Raw genomic sequence first — 21,125 nt, 5'->3', positions numbered from 1 at the left:
GACAAAACCGTTAGCCTGCGCTGCATCGATCAAAAACCGTCTGACAGACACGTTTCCAGTGTCTGACAGTCCCTGCTCAAGCGAGATTTTCATGCCCCACTCGTCCCAATCCGCGCATAACGCTGTGACCATGACACCGGCCATGGTCATGCTGTTTGCCTTCTGCTGCGGCGCAATTGTCGCCAACATCTACTACGCCCAGCCGATCATCGAGCTGATTGCCCCGGACATCGGGCTGTCGAGCACGGCGGCCAGTCTGATCGTTTCGTTGACGCAGATCGGTTACGCACTGGGGCTGTTTTTTCTGGTGCCGCTGGGTGATTTGCTGGAGAACCGCAGGCTGATGCTGGTAACGACTGTCGTCGCGATTCTCAGCCTGCTGGGTGCCGCTTTCGCCGAGCAGCCGAATGTGTTTTTGCTGGTTTCGCTGCTGGTGGGCTTCAGTTCGGTGTCGGTGCAGATGCTCATTCCGCTGGCGGCGCATCTGGCTCCGGAGGAGTCGCGTGGGCGGGTCGTTGGCGGGATCATGGGCGGACTGCTGTTGGGGATTCTGTTGGCGCGGCCGATTGCCAGTTTGGTGGCTGACCATTTCGGCTGGCGGGCGGTGTTCGGCTCGGCGGCCGTGGTGATGATCGGCATCAGCGTGGTACTGGCGACCACCATGCCAAAACGCCTTCCGGATCATCGTGCGTCCTACGGACAATTGCTGTTCTCGCTATGGACTCTTCTTCGTACCCAGCCGGTGCTGCGCCAGCGTGCCTTTTATCAGGCCTGCATGTTCGCGACTTTCAGCCTGTTCTGGACCGCCGTGCCGCTGGAGCTGTCGCGCAATCACGGGCTGTCACAAAGCCAGATCGCGATTTTTGCCCTGATCGGCGCGATCGGTGCCATCGCGGCACCGATCAGCGGCCGTCTGGCAGACGCCGGCTACACCCGCATCGCCTCACTGGGCGCACTGCTGTTCGGCGCACTCAGCTTTCTTCCAGGCCTGGTCCACCCTGCTTACAGCGTGATTGGCCTGGCCATAACCGGCGTAGTGCTGGATTTCTGCGTACAGACCAGCATGGTCCTGGGTCAGCGCACGGTCTACGCGCTGGATGCCGCCAGCCGCAGCCGGCTCAACGCGCTGTACATGACCAGTATTTTTATCGGTGGCGCCATTGGCTCGGCAGTCGCCAGCCCGCTGTTTGATCACGGTGGCTGGACCTGGGTGCTGATCGCAGGCACGGCGCTGCCGCTGATTGCATTGCTCGCGCTGTTCAGGGATCGATCCAGGCAGAATGTGTAAACCCTGCACTTTGTAACTGAATTGCAGGATAATGCCGCGGCGATGGCATAGCCCATCGCCCTTCTGGATCTCTCTCGCACCTAAAGGCTCGCGTATCCGGCACCTCTGGATCTGCGCGATTGAACACACGCCTCATCCCAAGGCTCCCACCCGTCGATACCGCTGCTCAAGCGTATCGGCATGCATTCGCGCAACCCGAACAAGGCAAAAACAGCAATGGACGCAGCACCACGAACAAGCAAGATTTCCGCGATTCTGGTCAAAATATCGGCAGGCATAGTCTGGATGATCGGGGTCATCTGGAGCATCTTCACCTACCTGTTTCCGGACCCGACCATTCTTGGCCTCAGTGTCGACTTCATCAACTGGAAGACACTGATCATCATCGTCAGCACAGTCATGCTGTTCAGCGGGCTGGGTATCGCCATCCTCGCCAGAAAGCTCCCCTCGTTACTGAAGCTTGGCGTGTGGATGGCGCTGTCACTGTTTCTCTGCGCGGTGTTCTTCAAGCTGGGCGGCGAATACGCAAAACCTTCGGTGGAGTTCGCCCGCAGTCAGAAACTGTTTACCGAGAATGACAACGCCAACATGTTCGGCAAGCGGTCCGAGACCGTCGACAATCTGAGTATTGAGCTGCTCGACTGTGATCAGAATGGTCAGTCGCCTACCTGCACGCTTGAGCTGATCAATAAAAGCGCCGATCGCGACTTTCGCTTTCTGAACCCTGTCAGCCTGTTTGAAGAAACCGGTGGCGCGCTGGGCCTGACACAAATGCATGTTGGCGATGCGAAGTATGATCGCTGGGACAGCTTCCAGCTGATCCGTAACGTGCCAACCAGAGTCACGTTGATATTTGAGGCGACCAAGGGTCGACTGAAGAAATCACCGGCCTTGAAACTGACCTTTCGCGACCGCGAGAGCAAGGAAAACGTGCTCAAGTTCAAAGAGGTCAAGGTCAACTAGGTAACCGAGGATCTCGCGTCGCACCCCCCTCGGACGACGCACGTATTCACTGGCGGTTTGACTGTTTCAACCAAGCCGCCAGATCCATCACTTCAGCCTCGTTGATGCTGTGCCCCATGCCGTCATAGGCATGGAACTGCGGCGTCAGGCCGAGCGATTTCAACGTCGCTTCGGCTTGCGGTGCGCTGGCATAGGCCACCTGGCGATCCTGCGTGCCGTGGCCGATGAATACGCTCAGAGCCTTGAGGTCGTCGGAGGCTTTGACCTCGGACTTCACGACCGGCAGCAGCCGCCCGCTCAATGCTGCAAAACCGCCGACCAGTTTTGGCTGTCGCAGCGCGACTTCGTAACTCATCATGGCGCCCTGGCTGAAACCGATCAGGAAGACCTTGCCTGGCTGGGTATGAAACTTCTCAGTGGCTTTGCCGATGAACGCAGCCAACCGGGTACCGCTGCTTTTCAGGTCTTCAGTCACACCGTCGTAATCCGCGACGCCGGGCTTCTGGGTGAACCATTTGTAGCTGTCAGCGCGCAACTCCATCGGCGCCTGTACCGACACGTAGTTGTAGTCGGCCGGAAGCTCTTCCTTGAGCCCGAACAGGTCGGCCGCATTGCTGCCGTAACCGTGGATGAAAATCACCAGCGGCTGGTCGGGCTTGTCGACATTGGTCTGCGCCAGGTAATCCAGTGGCAGATCGGTGTGCAAGGTGTCCTGCGCCTGTGCCATTGCGGTAAAGGCGAACAGCAAGGCAGCGAAGAATTTCAGCATGTTCATGACCTCTGTTTGACGCTGCCAACGGGCAGCGTCGTGAGTGGGCGTGGTGGCGGAAGCCAGCACAGCGTCAGTTCTGCATGCTGGTCCGCGAAACTTCCGGCTTGATCAACTGCATCTGCTGACGGTAATCATCCGTCACCTGACGTGCCTGGCTGCTGCTGGTGATGACTCGCGGCGTGATCAGCACGATCAGTTCGGTACGGTCCTTGGACTTGCTGGTGTTGCCGAACAGCCATCTCAAACCCGGGATGCGTCCCAGATAAGGTATGGCGCTGACCGACTCGGCGTTATCCTGTTTGATCAAACCGCCCAGCAGCACGGTCTGACCACTCTGCGCGGCCACTTGCGTGGCCACCGAACGGGTGGAAATACGCGGATTGCCGTTGGCATCGTTGTTGTTGGCATTGGTGTCGGCACTGCTGACCTGCTGCTGAATGTCCATGTACACCAGGCCGCCCGGATTGATGCGTGGCACGACATCGAGAATCACACCGGTCTGCACATATTCGACGCTGCTCAATGTGGTGTCGGTGGAGGTGTTGGTGTTGATCGAGGTCTGGCTGATCGGAATGTTGTCGCCGACCTGAATCTGCGCCTGCTGGTTGTTCATCACCACCAGCGAAGGTGCCGACAGAACCTGGGTGCGGCCATTGGTTTCCAGCGCCCGCAAGGCGACTTGCAGATTGTTGCTGACGAAGGAATAGAAGAACGCGTCAGTGGAGGCCAGCGCAGCCCCGCCAGTACCAATCGCCCCCTGACTGCCTGAAGTGTTGGTCACGTTGCCGGTCGTACCCGAGTTGCCCGCCAGACGCCCCAGGTACCACTGCACACCCATGTCCAGCTCGCCCGTGAGCTGAACTTCCAGAATGCGCGTTTCGATCTGCACTTGCAGCGGCGGATTATCGAGGCGTTTGATGGCCGACTCGATCTCCTTCCACTGCGCCGGACGGGTGCGCACCAGCAACTGGTTGCTGCTCTTCTGCGCAGTGATGCGCGTGCTGGCGTCCAGAGACTTGTTGTTGCCGCCAGACCCGCTGCCGTCCTGACTGGCCGAATCCGAATCGCCGCCGCTCTGATCGTCGCCTTCCGATTCGCTGTCGCTATTGGTCTGGCTGTTGTTCATGCCCTGACTGTTGCCAAAACCTCCGCCATTGCTCAGGCCGCTGCCAGTGCTGCCCAGGCCGTTGGAGCTGCTCATGCCGCCGACACCGCTGCCGCCACTGGAGTTGAGCGATGACAAGGTGGTGGTGCGCAGGCCCGGTGCAACCTTGGCCGCAGCGTCTTCCTTGATGGCACCCGTACCGTAGATCTGCCGCAGGTATTTGGCCAGATCAGTGGCCTTCATGTTGCGCACGTCATACACATACATCTGCGGCTCGTTGCCACCACCTTCATCGATGGTGTGAATCCACTCGCCGACCTCGTGCAGGTATTCAGGCTGCGAGGAAATCGCCACCACCGAGTTGGTCCGCTCGATCGGCAGGAAACGCACCATGCCCGCCAGCGGCATACCGCTTTCCGGGCCGAACATTTTCTGCAGCTCAGGCATAAGCTCGCCGACCGAGGCGCGTTGCAGGCCGAAGACACCGACCGACATGCCTTTGAGCCAGTCCACATCGAAGGTGTCGATGGTGCCCTGATAGTTGGCCAGCTCTTCCGGCGTACCCGCCAGGCTGAGTACGTTGCGCGCCGGATCGACCAGCAGGAAGGCGTTTTCCCGGGCGAACGGCTTGAGCAGCTTCTGCATTTCCGTCGCCGAGATGTAGCGCAGCGGAAACAGCCGCGCCGACATGCCTGCCGAAGGTTGCGCGACGCGCATTTCCGGGACCAGCTTGCCCGCCACCGCCTGATTGGACGGCAGAATCACATAGCGGTTGCCCTGCTTGATCATCGCGTTGTCGGTCCAGGACAGCAGTGTCTCGAGAATCGACAGTGCCTGCTGTTTGTTGACCGGCTTGGACGTCGAGAAGCTCACATCGCCTTTAACACCTTGGGCAATGCTGTAGTTCTCGTGCAGCAGATCGCCCATGATGCTGTTGATCACCGCCTGAATCGGCTGGTTGGTGAAGTTGAAGACGATGTCACCGGTCTCGGCCTGACGCGCTGCCGGAGCTGCGGCGGGCTGCCGGATGAAACGCTGGTTGCCTTTGATGATCTGCCGCTGCGGCGAGCTGGTCGCCTGCTGGGAAGGTGGCTCGACGGGCGGTCTTTCGCTGCGCGGGTCTACCGGCGGGCGTTGTGAACCGGTTCCCTGGAGCGCTTCCTGCAGCATGCCATTGTCGGGATCGAGTGTGTCTGACTGTGACGCGCAGCCGCCAAGGGCGACGGCGGTGGCCAGGCAAAGCAAGGGTGTGCGCAAGGTAGCGATGGCAGGAACTCCAGAAAAGGTACCCATCACAGGGTGGAATCGTTGGTTAAGGTAATCGGCGGTGTATTCGACGGCGGCGGCAGACGCAGCGCGGGCAGGCGCAGGACTTGCGAGCGGTCATCACGTTTGAACGTGGCCTGGGTGGGCTCCAGACGGTCCAGCGTCCAGCCGTTGGGCAAGCGATCGCCCTGACGGACTTTCAATGCCGGACCGCTGGCCTGCTTGAGCAATGCCACGCGCAACGAGCCGTCCATGATTACCCCGGTCAGGGTCAGGCCAGCCAGATTGGTGGCCTGCGCATCGGCTTTGCGAACGGCCACGTCAGGGCTGCGATCAGGACTGAACAGCGGGGTTTTCCAGGTATTGGCGAGGCTGTAGAGTGTCGCCGAAGGCGCGCTGTGGACCTGCGCCCTCTGATCGACCGGGTCGCGCGGTGCCTGCTCGGGCAGCCAGTCCGGTGAGTGCGCGGCGCCGCTGACAACCAATGCGATCAAGGCTGCCAGGACTGCGGCGAAAGCCAGCAGTGCCCACTCCAGCGGACGCAGTGAACCGATCATTGCTCGCCCTCGCCGGCACTGGCCGGTTGCAGGTAGCCACGCACCAGCAGGTGCACCACCAGTTTGCCGGCAGCACCGCTGGCCGGAGCGTTGGCGTCGCGACGCATACTCATCTCATCAATAAACAAAAACGGGCGCTGATACTCCAGCGCATGCAGGATCGCAGTCAATGGTTCGATGGCGCAGTTCAGGGTCAGGCTGACCTTGACCTGCCGATACGGCTCGGCGCTGTCCTGCTCCGGGGTGATCGGCATGCGCTGGGTCAACTCGCAGCCACCGCCGGTGCTGGCCTGGCTGCTGATCAGGTCGGCAATGCGTTGCATCAGATCAGCGGCCACGGCACTGGGATCTTCGCCCGGCAGGAGGCTGGTGCTGCTGGCAGGATCACGACGCGCCTGCTCCAGTTGCTCACGCAACGAGCCACCCTGCTGCAGAAGGCCAGCGTAGCGCTGCTGCTGTTCGCGCAGCTGGTCGGTCTGTTCGTTGATGTCACGCAGTGGACCGGCGAACCAGCTGTCTATCAGCAACCAGTAAGCCAGGCACAACACCAGAGCCAGAATCATCAGGGCAGCGCCCCGCCGCTCACGGCTTGTCAGTGGACGGCGCATCGGCGTTCTCCTGCTGCTGGTTCTGGTGCAAATGCGCGCGCAGGGAATACTGATCCTTGCCGGTTTTGGTGTCGGGCTGGATCACCCCCTGAAACTGCGCATTATCCAGACTTCGGCAGTCCTTGACGCGGCCGATCAGCGCACTGGCCTTGGCGCTCTGCCCTGAAAAGGCCACCTCGGCACTGTCGCTGATTTCCAGGTGCTCGATCCAGGTGTCCGAAGGCAGGCAGGCGGTCAGCTCGCTGAGCAGCGCCGAAAGCGGCGGTTGAGCAGCCTTGCGGCGCAACAGGTAGTTGGCAGCGCCCAGAGTGTTGGTCAATTGCTGGCGCAGTTGTTGGACCTCGCCAACCTGAGCCTTCTGCGCCTTGACGCTGGCCTGCATGTCATCGAGCAGGCTCTGGCGGTCGTTCAGCCACAGCAACATGGCGCTCAGCAGCAGGCCGGCACATAGCCAGATCAGCCCGCGCTGCAAGCGATGGCCGGAGCGCGACTGTTGCGGGCGCAACGGCATCGGCAGCAGATCGACACCCATGCGCTGCCCTGTAGTCAGGTTGTCAGCGCCCACATCAGTGCCCACATCGACAGCGTCGGGACGCAACCCACGCTCGGCGCACTCACGGAGTATCGCGTCCAGCCGCTCGCGCAGTATTGCCACCAGCGTGACCTGCACAAAGCTGGCGCTGCGACTGTCCTGACGGGCGACGAAGTACAACTGCCCAGCGTCAAATGGCGTGAAACGGTCAAGCTCGTAGCCGACCACAGTCGACAGATTGCGTGCCGCAGCCGCAGGAAGCTGCAAGGTCTGCAACAGCACAGCCGACGGCGGCAGCAGCAACACCCGCCGCACCTGAGGCGATGCATCGGGCAGCGGCTCGACCAACGGCCAGACAAGCGTCTGCTCCACGGTCTCGCGGCCCAGCCATCGACGCACACGCGGCGGCAGGCAGGCGCGAAGCTCCGTCACCCACCACTGCCAGGCGTGTTGCGCCGGACTGCCACGCCACTGCCGGGCGACCTGTTCGCGTAACGCGTAAACAGGCGCCAGACGTGCAGAAACTGATGAATTCATTCTTGCCAACGCAACACCCTGCAGGGCTGTGCGCCTCCCTCCGATGGGCTCAATAAAACAGTGGTCTGTAACAGGGCGGTCACACCGCCCGGTCGTTCTGCGCGCGTGTCGATGGCCAGTACCTCACCGGGATCGGCCCCGACCGCGCTCTGGTTCGGCAGGTTCAAGGCCCGACGCAGCAACGCCGAAGCGAATGCCGGGTCGGGCCGATCCAGACCGCTCCATAATGTTATTTCCGGTAGCAACCGGGCATAGAGCGCCTGGCTCATGCCCGGCAGCTGGCGAACTTCCTCTACCACCCGCAGCGGTGACTGACCGCCATTGCGCTGCGACTCCAGCACCTGGGCGATACCGCTGGCCTGATTCTTAGCCGCGCCACAGGCCTGCAGCAGACGCGATATATCAGCAACCGGTGCGCTGTTGAGGTCCAGCTTGCCCCGCTCGCTTCTGATGCTCACCAACAGTTGCGTGTCATCCATCCGTAACGAGACCACACGCCCGTCGGCAATCCAGCGTTTGCGCTGTTCAGGATCGAGCAAGCCCTGTACAGCCATATTCATGCCAGCTTCGGCGGCCATCAGCGCCTGGGTATTTTGCCGTAACCAGAGCGACTGCCGGCTCTCCAATTGCACCCACCCGGCCAGCCCGCCGAGCAACAGGCTCAGCAGTGCCAGCACCCAGAGCACCACCAGCAGCGCAACACCGCGCTGCGATTGGCCGGTTACATTCATTCGCCGCCCGCCCCGCCGGACAGGTCCAGACGCAAGGCCACCACTTCAGAGACCCATTTCACCGCGCCATGGGTCTGCATATCGATGCGCACCGCGCCCGGCAATCGATTCGGCCAGGGCCATTCGGCCATCCAGCCGGTCGGCTTGCCCTTGGGCGTCAGCCCGCGATAACTGAACGTCAACGACTCGACGTTTTGCAGCAATACCTGAGGCTCGCCCCAGGGTTTGAGGGCAATGCCATTCGCACTGGACAGAACCTGTGCGAACGACACTTGCAAAGACCGATGGTCTTGCGGCCCCTTGAGCTCCAGGCTGTGAACCTGGATACCGCCGCCTAGCTCGCCCGGCAGCGTTGCGACAAACCGCAACTGCTGCGCCGAGCCTTCAAAAAAACCGCTGTTGACGTCATCCTCACCAGACGTGTCCAACGGCAGCGCCTGAGCGATCGAGCTGCGCAGAAACGCTTGCGCGGCGCGGATCTCGTCCAGGTTAACGGTGTAGCGCTCAGCCTTGAGCACGGCACGATTGGCGCCCAGCAACGCCCCAGCAACCAGTACCAACAACACGCCGAGCAGGCTGATCACCAGCAGCACTTCCAGCAGCGTGAAGCCACGCTGGGTACGCATCATGACCCCGCACCGCTGACAGCGCCGCGTAATTTAAACGTGCTGAACTGCGCCTTGCGCTGATGTTCACTGAGCATCAGGTCGAGGCGAAACATCCTCGCCTGACCATTGGCACCCGGCAACTGACGGATATCCAGTGTCCAGTCGATGCCTGCGAGTTCGCCCTTTCGCGTACCGTTTTCCAGCGGACCGGCGCTTTCCTGATCCATTATCGTGCGTGCCGCATGGCTCAGCCGGTCACTGCGCGACACCTGCTGCAAGGAGCGCGCGCTTTGCCCGAACGCCACCAGCAGAACACCGCTGCACACCGCCATGACGGTCAGTGCAGCAAGCATTTCCAGCAGGGTGAACCCTGACTGCGATGTTTTCATTAAAGCGTCCGGACCTGGACGCTGCCGGTCAGCCAGCCAATATCAATACGCCAGCGCCGGTCGCCGTCAGCGACCACCACGTTGCCACCGCTGGAGCCGCCGTCCGGATAGAACTCCACGGCGGAGCCAAGGTCGGACGCAGTCTGCATGGTCACGCGCAGGTTTTCCGGCCAGTGCATCTCGCGCTTGCCCGGCGCCTTGAAAGTCGCCTTGCGCAGGTTGAACTCGGTGCGCGCCGGCTGACCGGTCACAATTGCACGCACTCTGGTTGCCCGCAGCGCTTCGACCATGTCACCGACCGCGCGCCGTTCACTGGCGGTACTCAAACCCTGTTGCAGACCGAAACCCACCAGACCGACGGCGATGCTCATCAACACCAGCACCACCAGCATTTCCATGAGGGTAAAACCCCGGCTTGCGACAGGCGTTCTCATGCCGAGCTTTACTCCCAGTTGCCCAGGTCGGCGCTGTAGCCTTCGCCGCCCGGCTGACCGTCCTGGCCGTAGAAGATCAGGTCGAAGCTGCCGTGCTGGCCCGGGAAGCGGTAGCCGAATGCATGACCGAACGGGTCCTTGAGGTCCGAAGGCTTGGCATAAGGGCCGTTCCAGTTCGACGCATTGCCCGGTTTCTCAGTCAATTGCTGCAAGGTCTTGGGCGGCGAACCAACGTCCAGCGCGTAGCTTTCGATCTTCATGCCCAGGCTGGCCAACTGAGCCTTGCCTGCGCCGTATTTGCCCTTGTCGACGTTGCCGCCCACCTGACGCACGACGATGGTTGCAACGATGCCCAGCAATACGATAACGGCGAGCATTTCCAGCAACGTGAAACCGCCCTGTCGACGTGCGGGTTTGAAACGTGTACGGCTAAAAGTCATCGGAATGGTTTCCTCTTTCATGAATTCAGATATTGCTGGTCAGACTCATCAGCGGCAGCATGATGGCCAGCATGATCACCGCGACCATGCCCGCCATCACCACCGTCAGCGCCGGGACGAGCGCGGCCAGCATGCGGTCGATACCGCGCTTGGCCTCGACGTCGAACACATCGGCGACCTTCATCAGCATGGTGTCCAGTTCGCCTGCCTGTTCGCCGACCTCGATCATTTGCAGCGCCAGATCCGGCAACAACGGCTGCGCGCCAAACGCGCTGGCCAGCGTGCCGCCACCCTTGACCGATTCGGCCGCCTGCTCGACCTGCGCTTGCAGGGCACGATTGGTGCAGACCTGGCGAGCGATCACCAGCGCCTGCAACAACGCCACGCCATTGGTCAAAAGCGTACCGAGGGTTCGAGTCAGGCGTGCTGCCTCGATGCGTTGCAATAAAGGACCGATCACCCGAATGCCCAGCAATCGGCGGTCACGGCGCTCGCGACGCTGCGGGTCGCGCATGCGAATGGCCATGCCCCAGATCAATGCGATCAGGCCCGCCAGCACAGCCAGCCCGTAGTCGCTCAAAAACTGTCCGAGGTTGAGAATGACCTCGGTGATCAATGGAATCGGCACGCCCAGATCCTTGAAGATCGGTACGAATTGCGGCACGACATAGGCCAGCAACAGGGCCAGAGAACCCAATACGCCTACCACCAGAAAGGCCGGATAGATCAGCGCGTTAATCACTTCGCCACGCAGCAACTGGCTACGCTCCAGGTAATCGCTCAACTGGCGCAGCGTGCTTTCCAGTGCGCCACCGGCTTCACCGGCGCGAACCATGCTTATATAGAGGGGCGAAAACTGGCTACCCTCTTCCTCGAGCGCCACGGACAGCGGCTTGCCAGCCTTGACCTGTTCGCGAATGCGCTCGATCAACGCCTTGGTCTGCGGTTGTCCAGGCTGTTTGAGCAGAATTCCAAGCGATCGTTCCAACGGCTGCCCCGCGCCGAGCAGCGTTGCGAGCTGCTGGGTGAAGCTGACCAGCGCCGCGCCATTGAGCAAGCCGCTGCCCAGCGCACGGCGCAAACCGCCCATACCGGCGGCATCGACCTGCAAGACCATCAGGCCACGCTTCTGCAACGCGGCAATGGCGGCATCCTGATCGCGGGCTTCGAGAGTGCCATTCTGCGGCGCGCCCTGAGCATCCAGCGCTCGGTACTTGAACAGACTCATGTGCCTTCACCACGGGTGACGCGCAGCACTTCTTCCAGCGAAGTCACCCCGGCCACGGCCTGACGCAGACCTTCTTCATGCAATGTGCGCAAGCCGCCACGTCGGGCAGCCTGTTCCAGCGTCGAAGCGTCGGCATGGCGCATCAAAAGACTGCGCAGTTCTTCGTTCATCACCAGCAGTTCAGTGATTGCACTGCGCCCGCGATAGCCACCGCCGGGCGCACCGGCACGCGGGCGATACAGACGGATGGGACGCTCGTCAGTGAAGCGCTCCAGCCCGTGTTCAGCGATCAACTCCGGTGGCGCATCAAAGGCTTCCCGGGTTGCAGGATCGAGGCGACGGACCAGGCGCTGAGCCAGAATCCCGTTGACCGTGGACGCGATCAGGTAGCTTTCGACGCCCATGTCCAGCAAGCGGGTAATACTCGCCGCCGCGCTGTTGGTGTGCAGGGTCGAGAGCACTAGGTGACCGGTCAATGAGGACTGGATGGCAATACGGCAGGTTTCCAGGTCGCGCATCTCACCGATCATGATGACATCCGGGTCCTGACGCACAATGGAGCGCAGCGCTCCGGCGAAATCCAGCCCGATGGATGGCTTGACCTGAATCTGATTGATACCTTCGAGCTGATACTCGACCGGATCCTCAACGGTGATGATCTTGCGCTCGGCCGTATTGAGCCGTGACAGCGCGGTGTACAGCGTGGTGGTCTTGCCAGAACCGGTCGGCCCGGTGACCAGCAGAATGCCGTGCGGACGCTCCAGCACGTCGAGAAATTCGTCCAGCCGTTCGCCATCGAAACCCAGGCTCGGGAAATCGAAGTTGATGGTCTGCCGGTCCAGCAGACGCATGACCACCGATTCGCCAAAGCTGGTGGGCACTGTCGATACCCGCAGGTCCAGCTCCTTGCCCTGGATGCGCAGCATGATCCGGCCATCCTGCGGCAGACGACGCTCGGCGATGTCCAGCCGCGCCATGATCTTCACCCGGGAAATCACCGCGGCCGAAGAACTGGACGGCGGTGCTTCGGCTTCGTGCAAGACACCGTCGATGCGATAGCGCACCTTCAACTGGCTCTCGAAGGGCTCGATATGGATGTCGGACGCACGCTGTTCGACCGCGCGTTGCAGGATCAGATTGACCAGACGAATGACCGGCGCTTCGGAAGCCAGGTCCTTGAGGTGCTCAATGTCTTCCAGCGAGCCGCCCTCTTCATCCAGGTTTTCGATCAAGGTGCCCATCGCCGAGCGGCCCTGGCCGTAGTAGCGTTCGATAAGGGTCTCGACTTCGTTGCGCGGGCCGATGGAAAGTCGCATGGGCACCTCGCAGGCATAGGCGATGGCCTGAAACGGGTACAGCGTGCCGGGGTTGGCACTGAGCACTTGCAGGCCTTGATCGCTCCAGCCGACTGGCACGACTTGATAGTGGCGCATGAAGCGTTCGGTCAGCGGCGGCAGAGGATCCAACAGTGGCGGCACGGCATCGGCGAGCAACAACGGCGCCTGCAGCAATGCCGCCCACGCGCGGGCCAGTTCGAATTCGGAAACCAGGCCCAGACGCGTCAGCAGCCCGAGCAACTCAGTGCCTTCCGACTCCTGCTGCAAACGTTGCGCGCGCTCCAGATCGGCCGTTTTCAGACCAGCATTTTCTATCAGCCAGGCACAGACCTGCTGGGCATCCGGAATGAGCAGACTGGAAACATCGACGGGAGCTGACTGCATGAATGAGGGCATTTTGCTACTTCGGAGGGACATATTACAGCACTCTCCGACTGGAGAGTGCTGCGCTCAAAGGCTTCAAACGATCAGTTTGACTGCTTTTGAGTGGTTGCGTTCTGCGGGCGACCACCTTTTGTCGTTTCGGTCTTCTGGTTTTGCGCCTTCTGCGCTGCCTTGGCGTCCTGGGTCTGGGTCATCACGGTCTCGTCGCTGGCACCGGAAGTCGCGTCTGCGTCTGTCGCGTCGTCAGCAAAGACCGCACCACTCAGGGCAAGACCCAACACCACACCGGCACTCATCATGGAAAACTTCATCGTATTAACTCCTCAAAAAACAAAAAGAGCCCCGCAAAAAAAAGCGGGGCAGTTGTAGAAACCGGGCAAGAACTAGCGCACAGCAAACGTCGCAACTTGCGAGCTGTCTTTCTTCGTCCTGAAAAATCTTAAACCCATCGACCAGTAGGTTTAACAAGAGTTCCTCATTTGTAAAGAAAAAATACGAAATCGAAGAAAAATACGCTTTTATTTGACATTTATGCCTTGTTTTAGACTTAATTGTACCGTTTCGTAGATTCAAAACGCCACTACGTGATGTCACTTTAGTAGCGCACCACAAGTAAAAAAAGAAACGCCAAACAAAACTAATACGGCAACTAAGGAGTCCTAACTCGCGCCCTGACAACAGGGAATAAACGCGACGACGGGAAACTGTTGCCGAAAGAAAAAGTTGGCGGAAAGCGGTAAATAAGAACGCAGTGATCCTGCGCACGTGCGCAGGCAGACCGTTATTTGAAACGCAGTTGGAGAGCAATATGAACAAGCGAAAGATGATAGGCGCGCACTCGGCGCTGGCCTTGCTGGCATTGGCAGTATCCCAGGTGCACGCCGCTGACCCTACCGTGCAACAAGGGCGTGAAGATCGCGCCGAAAAAGCCGCACAGAAAACCCTGGCCAAAATGACCATCGAAGAAAAGCTGGCCTACATCGGCGGCACCGGCGGCTGGGACGTCAAGCCGCTGACCAACTACGGCATTCCGCAGATCCACGGCGCTGACGGCGGTGTCGGCGTGCGCTACACCAGCGAAGGCAACGATCAGGGTGTTGTTTACCCGTCCGGTCCTAACCTGGCCGCCACCTTCAACCCACGTCGTGCCATCGACCTCGGCCGCGCGCTGGGTTATGACACTGCCGTCGGCGGCTACCAGTTCATCACTGGTCCCGGCGTCAATTTGTATCGCATTCCGTACGGCGGCCGTGCGTTCGAATACCTCTCCGGTGAAGACCCGTTCCTCGGCGCCAGCCTGGCACCAGGCGTCATCAACGGTATCCAGTCTCGTGGTGTATGGGCCAACGCAGCACTACGCGGCCAACGATCAGGAAAGCAACCGCTTCAATCTGAACCAGACAATGCCAGAGCGCGTTCTGCGCGAAATGTCGCTGCCTGCGTTCGAATCGTCGTCGAAAAACGGCAATGTGGCGATGATGATGTGTGCCTTCCAGAAGGTGAACGGTGATTTCGCCTGCGAAAGCGACCACCTGATCGCCCAGATCCTGAAGAAGGAATGGGGCTTCAAAGGCTTCGTACAGAGCGACTACAACGCTGTCGTTCACGGTTTCAACGCTGCCCGCGCCGGTACCGATCTGGACATGATGGGCTACCAGATGACCAGCTCCGTGCTGAAGCCGCATCTGGACGCCGGCGACCTGAGCGCTGCGACCATCGACGACAAGGTCCGCCGCATCCTCAAGCAGATCTACCTGTACAAGTTCGACAGCAAGACGCCGCTGACCACGCACAACATGAACAGCTCGACCAGCAACAAGGTTGCTCTGAACGCTGCGCGTGAAGGTATCGTCCTGCTGAAAAACCAGGACAATCTGCTGCCGCTGGACAAGCAGAAAGTCAAGAAAATCGCCGTTGTCGGCACCCTGGCCAAGTACTCGCCACCAACCGGTTTCGGCAGCGCCAACGTTATGGCCAGCCATTACGTCAGCGAATTGAGCGGCCTGCAACAAATCGCGCCTAACGCCAAGGTCGACTTCATCGAAGGCCTGTCGCTGGACCCAAGCACCAGTGCCTGGACCACCACCGACGCAACGGGCAATGAAGTTCAGGGCATGAAGGTCGAGTACTTCAGCAACACCAACTGGTCTGGTGATGCAGCGGTCACCCGCACCGAGAAGCATGTTGACCTGGACTGGGCCAACGACAAAAACCTGCCGTTCGAAAGCAACACGTCGACGTCCGATCCGTACACCAGCAAAGGTTCGACTGCTGGCGAACTGAACGGCGATACATCGTCGACATCGATTCGCTACACCGGCAAGGTCACCCCGACCCAGAGCGGCGAGCAGGTGTTCAAGGTGCGTGCCGACGGCGCCGTGCGTCTGTGGGTCAACGGCAAGAAAATCATCGACAACGGTGACGGCAAGCCGCTTCCGGGCAACAGCATTCCGCCAACCATTCCAGAGTTCGCCAAGATCAATCTGGAAGCAGGCAAGTCTTACGACGTGAAGCTCGAGTACTCGCGTCGTGCCGGCTACCTGTCGACCATGGGCGGCCTGGTAGGTGTGCAGTTGAGCTCCGCTTCGCTGAACGCTCCTCAGGACCTGTCCGGTTATGACGCCGTCGTGGTTGCCGTGGGTAACAGCAACGAATACGAAGGTGAAGGTTTCGACCACAGCTTCGATCTGCCTGAGTTCCAGAACGAGCTGATCCAGAACATCGCCAAGGTCAACCCCAATACCGTGGTGACCATGTATGGCGGTACGGGTCTGAAGATGAGCGACTGGATCGAACAGGTTCCAGCAGCGCTGCACGCTTTCTACCCAGGTCAGAACGGTGGTCAGGCCCTGGCCGAGATCCTGTTCGGCAAGGTCAACCCGTCGGGCAAGTTGCCGATCAGTATCGAACGCAACACCGAAGACAACCCGGCTTACGCTTCCTTCCCGAAATTCGACAATCAGAACACTCTGACCGAAATGGATTACAAGGATGACCTGCTGCTGGGTTATCGCGGATACGAGAAGAAAGGCATCAAGCCGCTCTACCCGTTCGGCTACGGTCTGTCGTACACCACGTTCGGCTACAGCAACATCAAGGTCACGCCAGGTGTCGCGGTCGGCAATACGCCGATCAAGGTGTCCTTCGACCTGAGCAACACTGGCAAGGTCGGTGGTTCGGAAGTCGCTCAGCTGTACGTTGGCCAGCAGAACCCGAAAGTCGAGCGTCCGATCAAGGAACTCAAAGGCTACAAGAAGGTGTTCCTCAAGCCGGGTGAAAGCAAGCGTGTGACCATCGAGTTGAATGACCGCTCGCTGGCCTACTTTGACGAGAAGAGCAAGCAGTGGGTGGTCGATGCCGACACCTTCAACATCTCGCTCGGTTCGTCGTCGCAGGACATCCGCCTGAACGCCAAGCTGGTCAACTCGTTCCGTCAGGAACTGTCGACCACCACCAGCAACCCGCTGCCACGCTCCGCTCTGAACTCGGTTCTGGTCGAGAAACCACCGGTCAAGACCGGCGGTGTATTCAAGCAGACCGTCGAGTAAGCATTAGCTGACTGAAGGGTAAACGGACAAATAAAGGCTCAGGGACGAGCCCTTACCGCTGCATCGACCTGCGCAATGTAGGTATCGAAACACTCGACCAGGTCCACCTGATCGGGAAAGCGTAACCACTGAATCTGCAAACCATCCATCATCGCCAGAATCTGGCGGATGATCTTATCCAGATCCACATCCGCACGTACCTCCCCGCGTTCCACCAAGGCCGAAAACTGTCCCAGCAAGTGCGCGTGAATGCGCTTGTAGCGCGTCTGAAACCATTCAAAGGCAGGCTGGTTTTCCAGCAGACTTTCCGCATTGAGGATCGAAAACGCACGTACCACGCCGGGCGCCGTAGCGTTGGAGCGGTTGATCGCGCGCAAGCCGCCGAGCAGACCGGTCAGGGTGTTATCGGTGCGGACTTCAGCAGCAATTCGGCCGTTGACCTCATCGCGTCGCTCCAACACGCCCATCAGCAGCGAGATCTTGCTCGGAAAATGGTGCAGCAGTCCGGCGACGGAAATACCGACGATGGCTGCCACCTTGGCCACTGAAGCGCCGGTGTAGCCTTCAAGGGAAAACACTTGCAGGGCCGCATCGAGCAGTTCTTCGCGGCGCTTCTCGCCCTTTGGCGCGCGTCGCTGTCGAGTGACTGCCGTGCCCGTTTCCGTGGGGTCATGCCGAGTCATATCAGGCTCCTTCTTGAACAGCCGCGTACCCTAACGATTCAGGCAAGCGCTGGCAACGCTATTGAGCCAGATTGTTCGACAATTTAATTTTGTACAGCAGAGCCATGGCAGGGTCAGGTGCGCTCCACCGGAACACTGGCCCAGCCCTCGCCCAGCATGCGCTGCATCAGTACCGTGTCTACCCAACGGCCATGCTTGAAACCGACCGATTCGAACACGCCGACCCGGCGAAAGCCAAGACGCTCATGCAGGCGCAACGAAGCGATATTCTGGCTATTGCCGATAACCGCAATCATCTGCCGCCAGCCGCCCGCTTCACAGTGCTGCACCAGGGCGCTCAACAACGCCTGGCCGATCCCCTGACCGCCAAGTCCGTCGCGCACGTACACCGAATCCTCCACGGTAAAGCGGTAGCCTGGGCGAGGTCGATACGGCGTGACATAGCCATAGCCGACAATTTCTCCGGCGCGCTCGGCGACCAGATACGGCAAGCCTTTGGCGAGGACCATGCGACGACGCTGCAGCAATTCGGCCAGATCGGGCGGCTCCAGCTCGAAGCTGGAAATCCCGTGCAGCACGTGGTCAGCGTAAATCGCCTGCACGGCGGGCATGTCATCGTCGCGGGCGTCACGCAGGTCAAGGGTTGAAGTCATGTCCAGGCTCTGTACGAATGTCTGTGAAGGCCGTAATGATGCAGCCCGTCACAGCATTAAAAAAGCTATGATTTATCATCCACAGTATAAGAAATACTTTGTCATGCGTCGGCTGAACCTCAATCACCTGCACACGTTTTCGCTGGTCATCGCCCATGGCAGTTTTTCCGCGGCGGCAGAGCGTTTGCACCTGACCCAGCCAGCGGTCAGCCTGCACGTGCGACAACTGGAAGATCAACTGAAGCTGCAACTGATAGAACGGGTCGGCAAACGCCTCAAACCCACCTCCGCAGGCAATGTACTGCTGGAGCATATCGCGCGCATCGATGCCGTGGTCGAAGACGCCCTGCAGGCGCTGTCCAGCCATGCCAGCGGCATTGCCGGGAAAGTCGCCATCGGCACCGGCGCAACAGCCTGCATCCATCTGCTGCCGCCCATGTTGCAGGCGCTGCGTCGGCGCTTCCCCGAACTGGATGTGCGCGTCAGCACCAGCAACACCGACGGCATCCTCAAGGCGGTCGAAGAAAACCTTCTGGACCTGGCACTGGTCACCCTGCCCGCCTCCGGACGCAGCCTGCACATCACACCGCTGCTCGAAGATGAGTTCGTGGCGATTTTCGCCAGCAGCCAGCGACCGATGCCGGCACACATGACCCCGGAGCGCCTCAGCGCACAGCCACTGGTCGTATTCGAAGCAGGCAGCAGCACGCGCCTGCTGATCGATGAATGGTTCCTGCACGCCGGGATTCGGGTAAAACCGGTCATGGAACTGGGCAGCATCGAGGCGATCAAGGAAATGGTCGCTGCAGGCCTGGGCTACAGCATCGTGCCGCGGATGGCCGTTGCTGCGCTGCACCATCGCCGCGGCTTGCAAATGCTGCCCCTGGCCACAGCGCTGAGTCGCACATTGGGAATTGCCTTGCGCCAGGACAAACCGGTCAGCAAGGCCCTGCGTCAGGTGCTGGATGCATTGCAAGACCTTAAAAGGTCATGAACGCGCGCCACGATAGGACCTGACTGCGCTCATGCACTGTAAAAGGTAAAGGCACTCGGCCTGGCAAATAAGGTCGACAGTTGCACAGGCAGCGAATCAGGTTGTACGATGACTGCCCACTGATAACTGAAAAAATGATGGCTGGCCTGCTTTTAGACGCCCCATCACTGACAATCTGTAAAGCAACTCGGCAACCCATAAGGAGCGCCGGTCCGGATACCTTCCCTGCCGACCTCCAACCTCAAAACAACAGGAGATACCGATGCCTAACATTCTCGGCCAGAACTTCATCGCTGGCGGCCGCAGCGCTTTGGGCCAGAGCCTGCAAAAAAGCCTGGATGCCACCACCGGTGAAGAGCTGCCTTACAGCTTTCATCAGGCCACCGACGGCGAAATCGACGCCGCGGCACTGGCTGCCAAGGCTGCGTTCCCAGAATATCGTCAACTGAGCCCGGCCCGTCGCGCCGACTTCCTCGACGCCATTGCTGATGAGCTTGACGGCCTGGGCGATGACTTCGTCGCCATCGTCTGCCAGGAAACCGCCCTGCCCCAGGCGCGCATTCAGGGTGAGCGCGGTCGCACCAGTGGCCAGATGCGTCTGTTTTCCAAGGTTCTGCGTCGCGGTGATTTCGTCGGTGCCCGTATCGACCTGGCGCTGCCGGATCGCAAGCCGCTGCCACGCGTCGACCTGCGCCAGTACCGCATCGGCGTGGGCCCGGTTGCCGTGTTCGGGGCGAGCAACTTCCCGCTGGCGTTTTCCACTGCGGGCGGTGATACCGCAGCGGCACTGGCCGCCGGTTGCCCGGTGGTGTTCAAGGCGCACAGCGGTCACATGGCGACTGCCGATCTGGTGGCCAGCGCCATCATTCGCGCTGCCGAGCGTACGCAGATGCCGAAAGGCGTGTTCAACATGATCTTCGGCAACGGCGTTGGCGAAGGTCTGGTCAAGCACCCGGCCATCCAGGCGGTCGGTTTCACCGGCTCGCTGAACGGTGGCAACGCGCTGTGCAAAATGGCTGCCGAGCGTCCACAACCCATTCCGGTGTTTGCCGAAATGTCCAGTATCAACCCGGTCGTGCTGCTGCCAGGCGCCTTGCAGGCACGTGGTGAAACCGTGGCCAAGGAGCTTGCCGGCTCGGTGGTCATGGGTGCCGGCCAGTTCTGCACCAACCCCGGCGTGGTCATCGGCCTGCGTTCTCCGGCGTTCTCGACATTCATCGAGCAACTGACCGAACAGATGGGCAGTCAGGCTCCGCAGACCATGCTCAACGCGGGTGGCCTGCGCAGCTATAGCAAGGGTGTGGAACATCTTCTGGCGCATCCTGGCGTGACACATCTGGCCGGCAAGCCTCAGGAAGGCAAGCAGGCTCAGGCGCAGTTGTTCAAGGCTGACGTCAGCCTGCTGCTGGACGGCGATCAGTTATTGCAAGAGGAAGTCTTCGGGCCGACCACGCTGCTGATCGAAGTCGCTGACGATGCGCAGTTAAAAGACGCGCTGCAAGCTTTGCGTGGTCAGCTGACTGCGACCGTGATCGGCGAGCCTGCGGACTTGAGCCAGTACAGCTGGCTGCAACCGATTCTCGAAGAGAAAGTCGGCCGCATTCTGTTCAACGGCTACCCGACCGGTGTCGAGGTCTGTGAAGCCATGGTTCACGGCGGTCCGTATCCGGCGACTTCGGACGCGCGCGGTACTTCGGTGGGCACCCTCGCCATCGACCGTTTCCTGCGCCCGGTCTGCTATCAGAACCTGGCGGACAGCCAGTTGCCACCCGCGTTGCAGAACGCCAACCCGCTGGGCCTGCGTCGTCTGGTCAATGGCGAATGGAGCGATCAGCCTGTCGCTTGATAGCCGCCGGTTGAACCCGCAGCAAAGCAGCGCGACCTGATCAGGGTCGCGCTTTTTTTTTGGAAAATATTTCTTTTTTGTGCCCGAATTCGCTTACAGCGGACCGGTTTTGTACCCGGACGACAGCACCATAGAAGTGCAAAACATGGGCTGTTCATAAAATAACCACACAGCTGTAAGCCACGTGTAACAAGGGTTTCAAAAAGTTACCCACAGACATAC

General features: G+C 60.2%; 19 protein-coding genes and 1 pseudogene. 5 read left to right on the top strand and 15 right to left on the bottom strand.

The window, feature by feature from the left end:
- The first annotated feature begins 91 nt into the window (after positions 1-91).
- Both PCPL58_RS13305 and PCPL58_RS13300 read left to right on the top strand, forming a co-directional pair.
- Positions 92-1,288: an MFS transporter gene (locus PCPL58_RS13305; protein ID WP_065349590.1), complete on the top strand. Its 1,197-nt coding sequence runs from the start codon at positions 92-94 to the stop codon at positions 1,286-1,288.
- A 216-nt stretch (positions 1,289-1,504) separates the two neighbouring features.
- Positions 1,505-2,251, top strand: coding sequence for a hypothetical protein (locus PCPL58_RS13300; protein WP_003435958.1), 747 nt, complete (start codon positions 1,505-1,507; stop codon positions 2,249-2,251).
- Positions 2,252-2,297: 46 nt separating this feature from the next.
- Here the strand turns inward: PCPL58_RS13300 and PCPL58_RS13295 are convergent, their stop codons facing one another.
- The 13 genes from PCPL58_RS13295 to PCPL58_RS13235 form a co-directional block, all read right to left on the bottom strand.
- Complete coding sequence (locus tag PCPL58_RS13295; RefSeq protein ID WP_065351047.1) at positions 2,298-3,020, bottom strand: alpha/beta hydrolase; 723 nt, start codon at positions 3,018-3,020, stop codon at positions 2,298-2,300.
- 73 nt (positions 3,021-3,093) lie between these two features.
- Positions 3,094-5,421: a type II secretion system secretin GspD gene (gene gspD, locus PCPL58_RS13290; RefSeq protein ID WP_065349589.1), complete on the bottom strand. Its 2,328-nt coding sequence runs from the start codon at positions 5,419-5,421 to the stop codon at positions 3,094-3,096.
- Positions 5,421-5,951 (bottom strand): type II secretion system protein N, encoded by a 531-nt coding sequence (locus tag PCPL58_RS13285; RefSeq protein ID WP_065349588.1) that lies wholly within the window; start codon positions 5,949-5,951, stop codon positions 5,421-5,423. Before PCPL58_RS13285 ends, gspD begins: the two co-directional genes overlap by 1 nt.
- The gene (gspM, locus tag PCPL58_RS13280) at positions 5,948-6,559 is read right to left on the bottom strand and encodes a type II secretion system protein GspM (RefSeq protein WP_003435978.1); all 612 of its coding nucleotides are present in this window, start codon (positions 6,557-6,559) and stop codon (positions 5,948-5,950) included. Before gspM ends, PCPL58_RS13285 begins: the two co-directional genes overlap by 4 nt.
- Complete coding sequence (locus PCPL58_RS13275) at positions 6,534-7,628, bottom strand: type II secretion system protein GspL (protein ID WP_017278748.1); 1,095 nt, start codon at positions 7,626-7,628, stop codon at positions 6,534-6,536. Before PCPL58_RS13275 ends, gspM begins: the two co-directional genes overlap by 26 nt.
- The gene (locus PCPL58_RS13270; RefSeq protein WP_065349587.1) at positions 7,625-8,359 is read right to left on the bottom strand and encodes a general secretion pathway protein GspK; all 735 of its coding nucleotides are present in this window, start codon (positions 8,357-8,359) and stop codon (positions 7,625-7,627) included. Before PCPL58_RS13270 ends, PCPL58_RS13275 begins: the two co-directional genes overlap by 4 nt.
- Positions 8,356-8,988, bottom strand: coding sequence for a prepilin-type N-terminal cleavage/methylation domain-containing protein (locus tag PCPL58_RS13265; protein ID WP_003371841.1), 633 nt, complete (start codon positions 8,986-8,988; stop codon positions 8,356-8,358). Before PCPL58_RS13265 ends, PCPL58_RS13270 begins: the two co-directional genes overlap by 4 nt.
- On the bottom strand, positions 8,985-9,356 hold the full coding sequence (locus PCPL58_RS13260) for a type II secretion system protein (RefSeq protein ID WP_003343408.1): 372 nt from the start codon (positions 9,354-9,356) through the stop codon (positions 8,985-8,987). The genes PCPL58_RS13265 and PCPL58_RS13260 overlap by 4 nt, the downstream gene beginning before the upstream one ends.
- Complete coding sequence (locus tag PCPL58_RS13255) at positions 9,356-9,790, bottom strand: prepilin-type N-terminal cleavage/methylation domain-containing protein (protein ID WP_072366198.1); 435 nt, start codon at positions 9,788-9,790, stop codon at positions 9,356-9,358. The genes PCPL58_RS13260 and PCPL58_RS13255 overlap by 1 nt, the downstream gene beginning before the upstream one ends.
- An 8-nt stretch (positions 9,791-9,798) precedes the next feature.
- Positions 9,799-10,230, bottom strand: a complete 432-nt coding sequence (gene gspG, locus PCPL58_RS13250; protein ID WP_003317918.1) for a type II secretion system major pseudopilin GspG — start codon at positions 10,228-10,230, stop codon at positions 9,799-9,801.
- Positions 10,231-10,255: 25 nt separating this feature from the next.
- Positions 10,256-11,458: a type II secretion system inner membrane protein GspF gene (gspF, locus tag PCPL58_RS13245; RefSeq protein WP_003371834.1), complete on the bottom strand. Its 1,203-nt coding sequence runs from the start codon at positions 11,456-11,458 to the stop codon at positions 10,256-10,258.
- A complete protein-coding gene (gene gspE, locus PCPL58_RS13240) occupies positions 11,455-13,179 on the bottom strand; it encodes a type II secretion system ATPase GspE (protein ID WP_065349586.1) in 1,725 nt (574 codons plus the stop codon). The genes gspF and gspE overlap by 4 nt, the downstream gene beginning before the upstream one ends.
- Before the next feature lie 83 nt (positions 13,180-13,262).
- Positions 13,263-13,490 carry a hypothetical protein gene (locus tag PCPL58_RS13235; RefSeq protein ID WP_003435985.1) on the bottom strand — a complete coding sequence of 76 codons (228 nt, stop codon included), beginning with the start codon at positions 13,488-13,490 and terminating at the stop codon, positions 13,263-13,265.
- A gap of 497 nt (positions 13,491-13,987) precedes the next feature.
- Here PCPL58_RS13235 and PCPL58_RS13230 point away from each other — a divergent pair.
- A pseudogene (locus PCPL58_RS13230) lies at positions 13,988-16,727 on the top strand (beta-glucosidase).
- A gap of 38 nt (positions 16,728-16,765) precedes the next feature.
- Here PCPL58_RS13230 and PCPL58_RS13225 read toward each other — a convergent pair.
- Positions 16,766-17,410 carry a TetR/AcrR family transcriptional regulator gene (locus PCPL58_RS13225; RefSeq protein ID WP_065349585.1) on the bottom strand — a complete coding sequence of 215 codons (645 nt, stop codon included), beginning with the start codon at positions 17,408-17,410 and terminating at the stop codon, positions 16,766-16,768.
- 113 nt (positions 17,411-17,523) lie between these two features.
- Positions 17,524-18,063 carry a GNAT family N-acetyltransferase gene (locus tag PCPL58_RS13220; RefSeq protein WP_003371825.1) on the bottom strand — a complete coding sequence of 180 codons (540 nt, stop codon included), beginning with the start codon at positions 18,061-18,063 and terminating at the stop codon, positions 17,524-17,526.
- 103 nt (positions 18,064-18,166) lie between these two features.
- On the opposite strand from PCPL58_RS13220, the gene PCPL58_RS13215 reads away from it, so the two are divergent.
- Positions 18,167-19,057: a LysR family transcriptional regulator gene (locus tag PCPL58_RS13215; RefSeq protein ID WP_065351046.1), complete on the top strand. Its 891-nt coding sequence runs from the start codon at positions 18,167-18,169 to the stop codon at positions 19,055-19,057.
- Positions 19,058-19,319: 262 nt separating this feature from the next.
- Positions 19,320-20,903: an aldehyde dehydrogenase (NADP(+)) gene (locus PCPL58_RS13210; protein WP_003371818.1), complete on the top strand. Its 1,584-nt coding sequence runs from the start codon at positions 19,320-19,322 to the stop codon at positions 20,901-20,903.
- The last annotated feature ends 222 nt before the right edge of the window (positions 20,904-21,125 follow it).

This window comes from Pseudomonas cerasi (assembly GCF_900074915.1).
In the GTDB taxonomy this organism is placed as follows: Bacteria; Pseudomonadota; Gammaproteobacteria; order Pseudomonadales; family Pseudomonadaceae; genus Aquipseudomonas; species Aquipseudomonas cerasi.
Note: the sequence above shows the minus strand (reverse complement) of the source record. Positions and strands in the feature narration are given on the sequence as shown.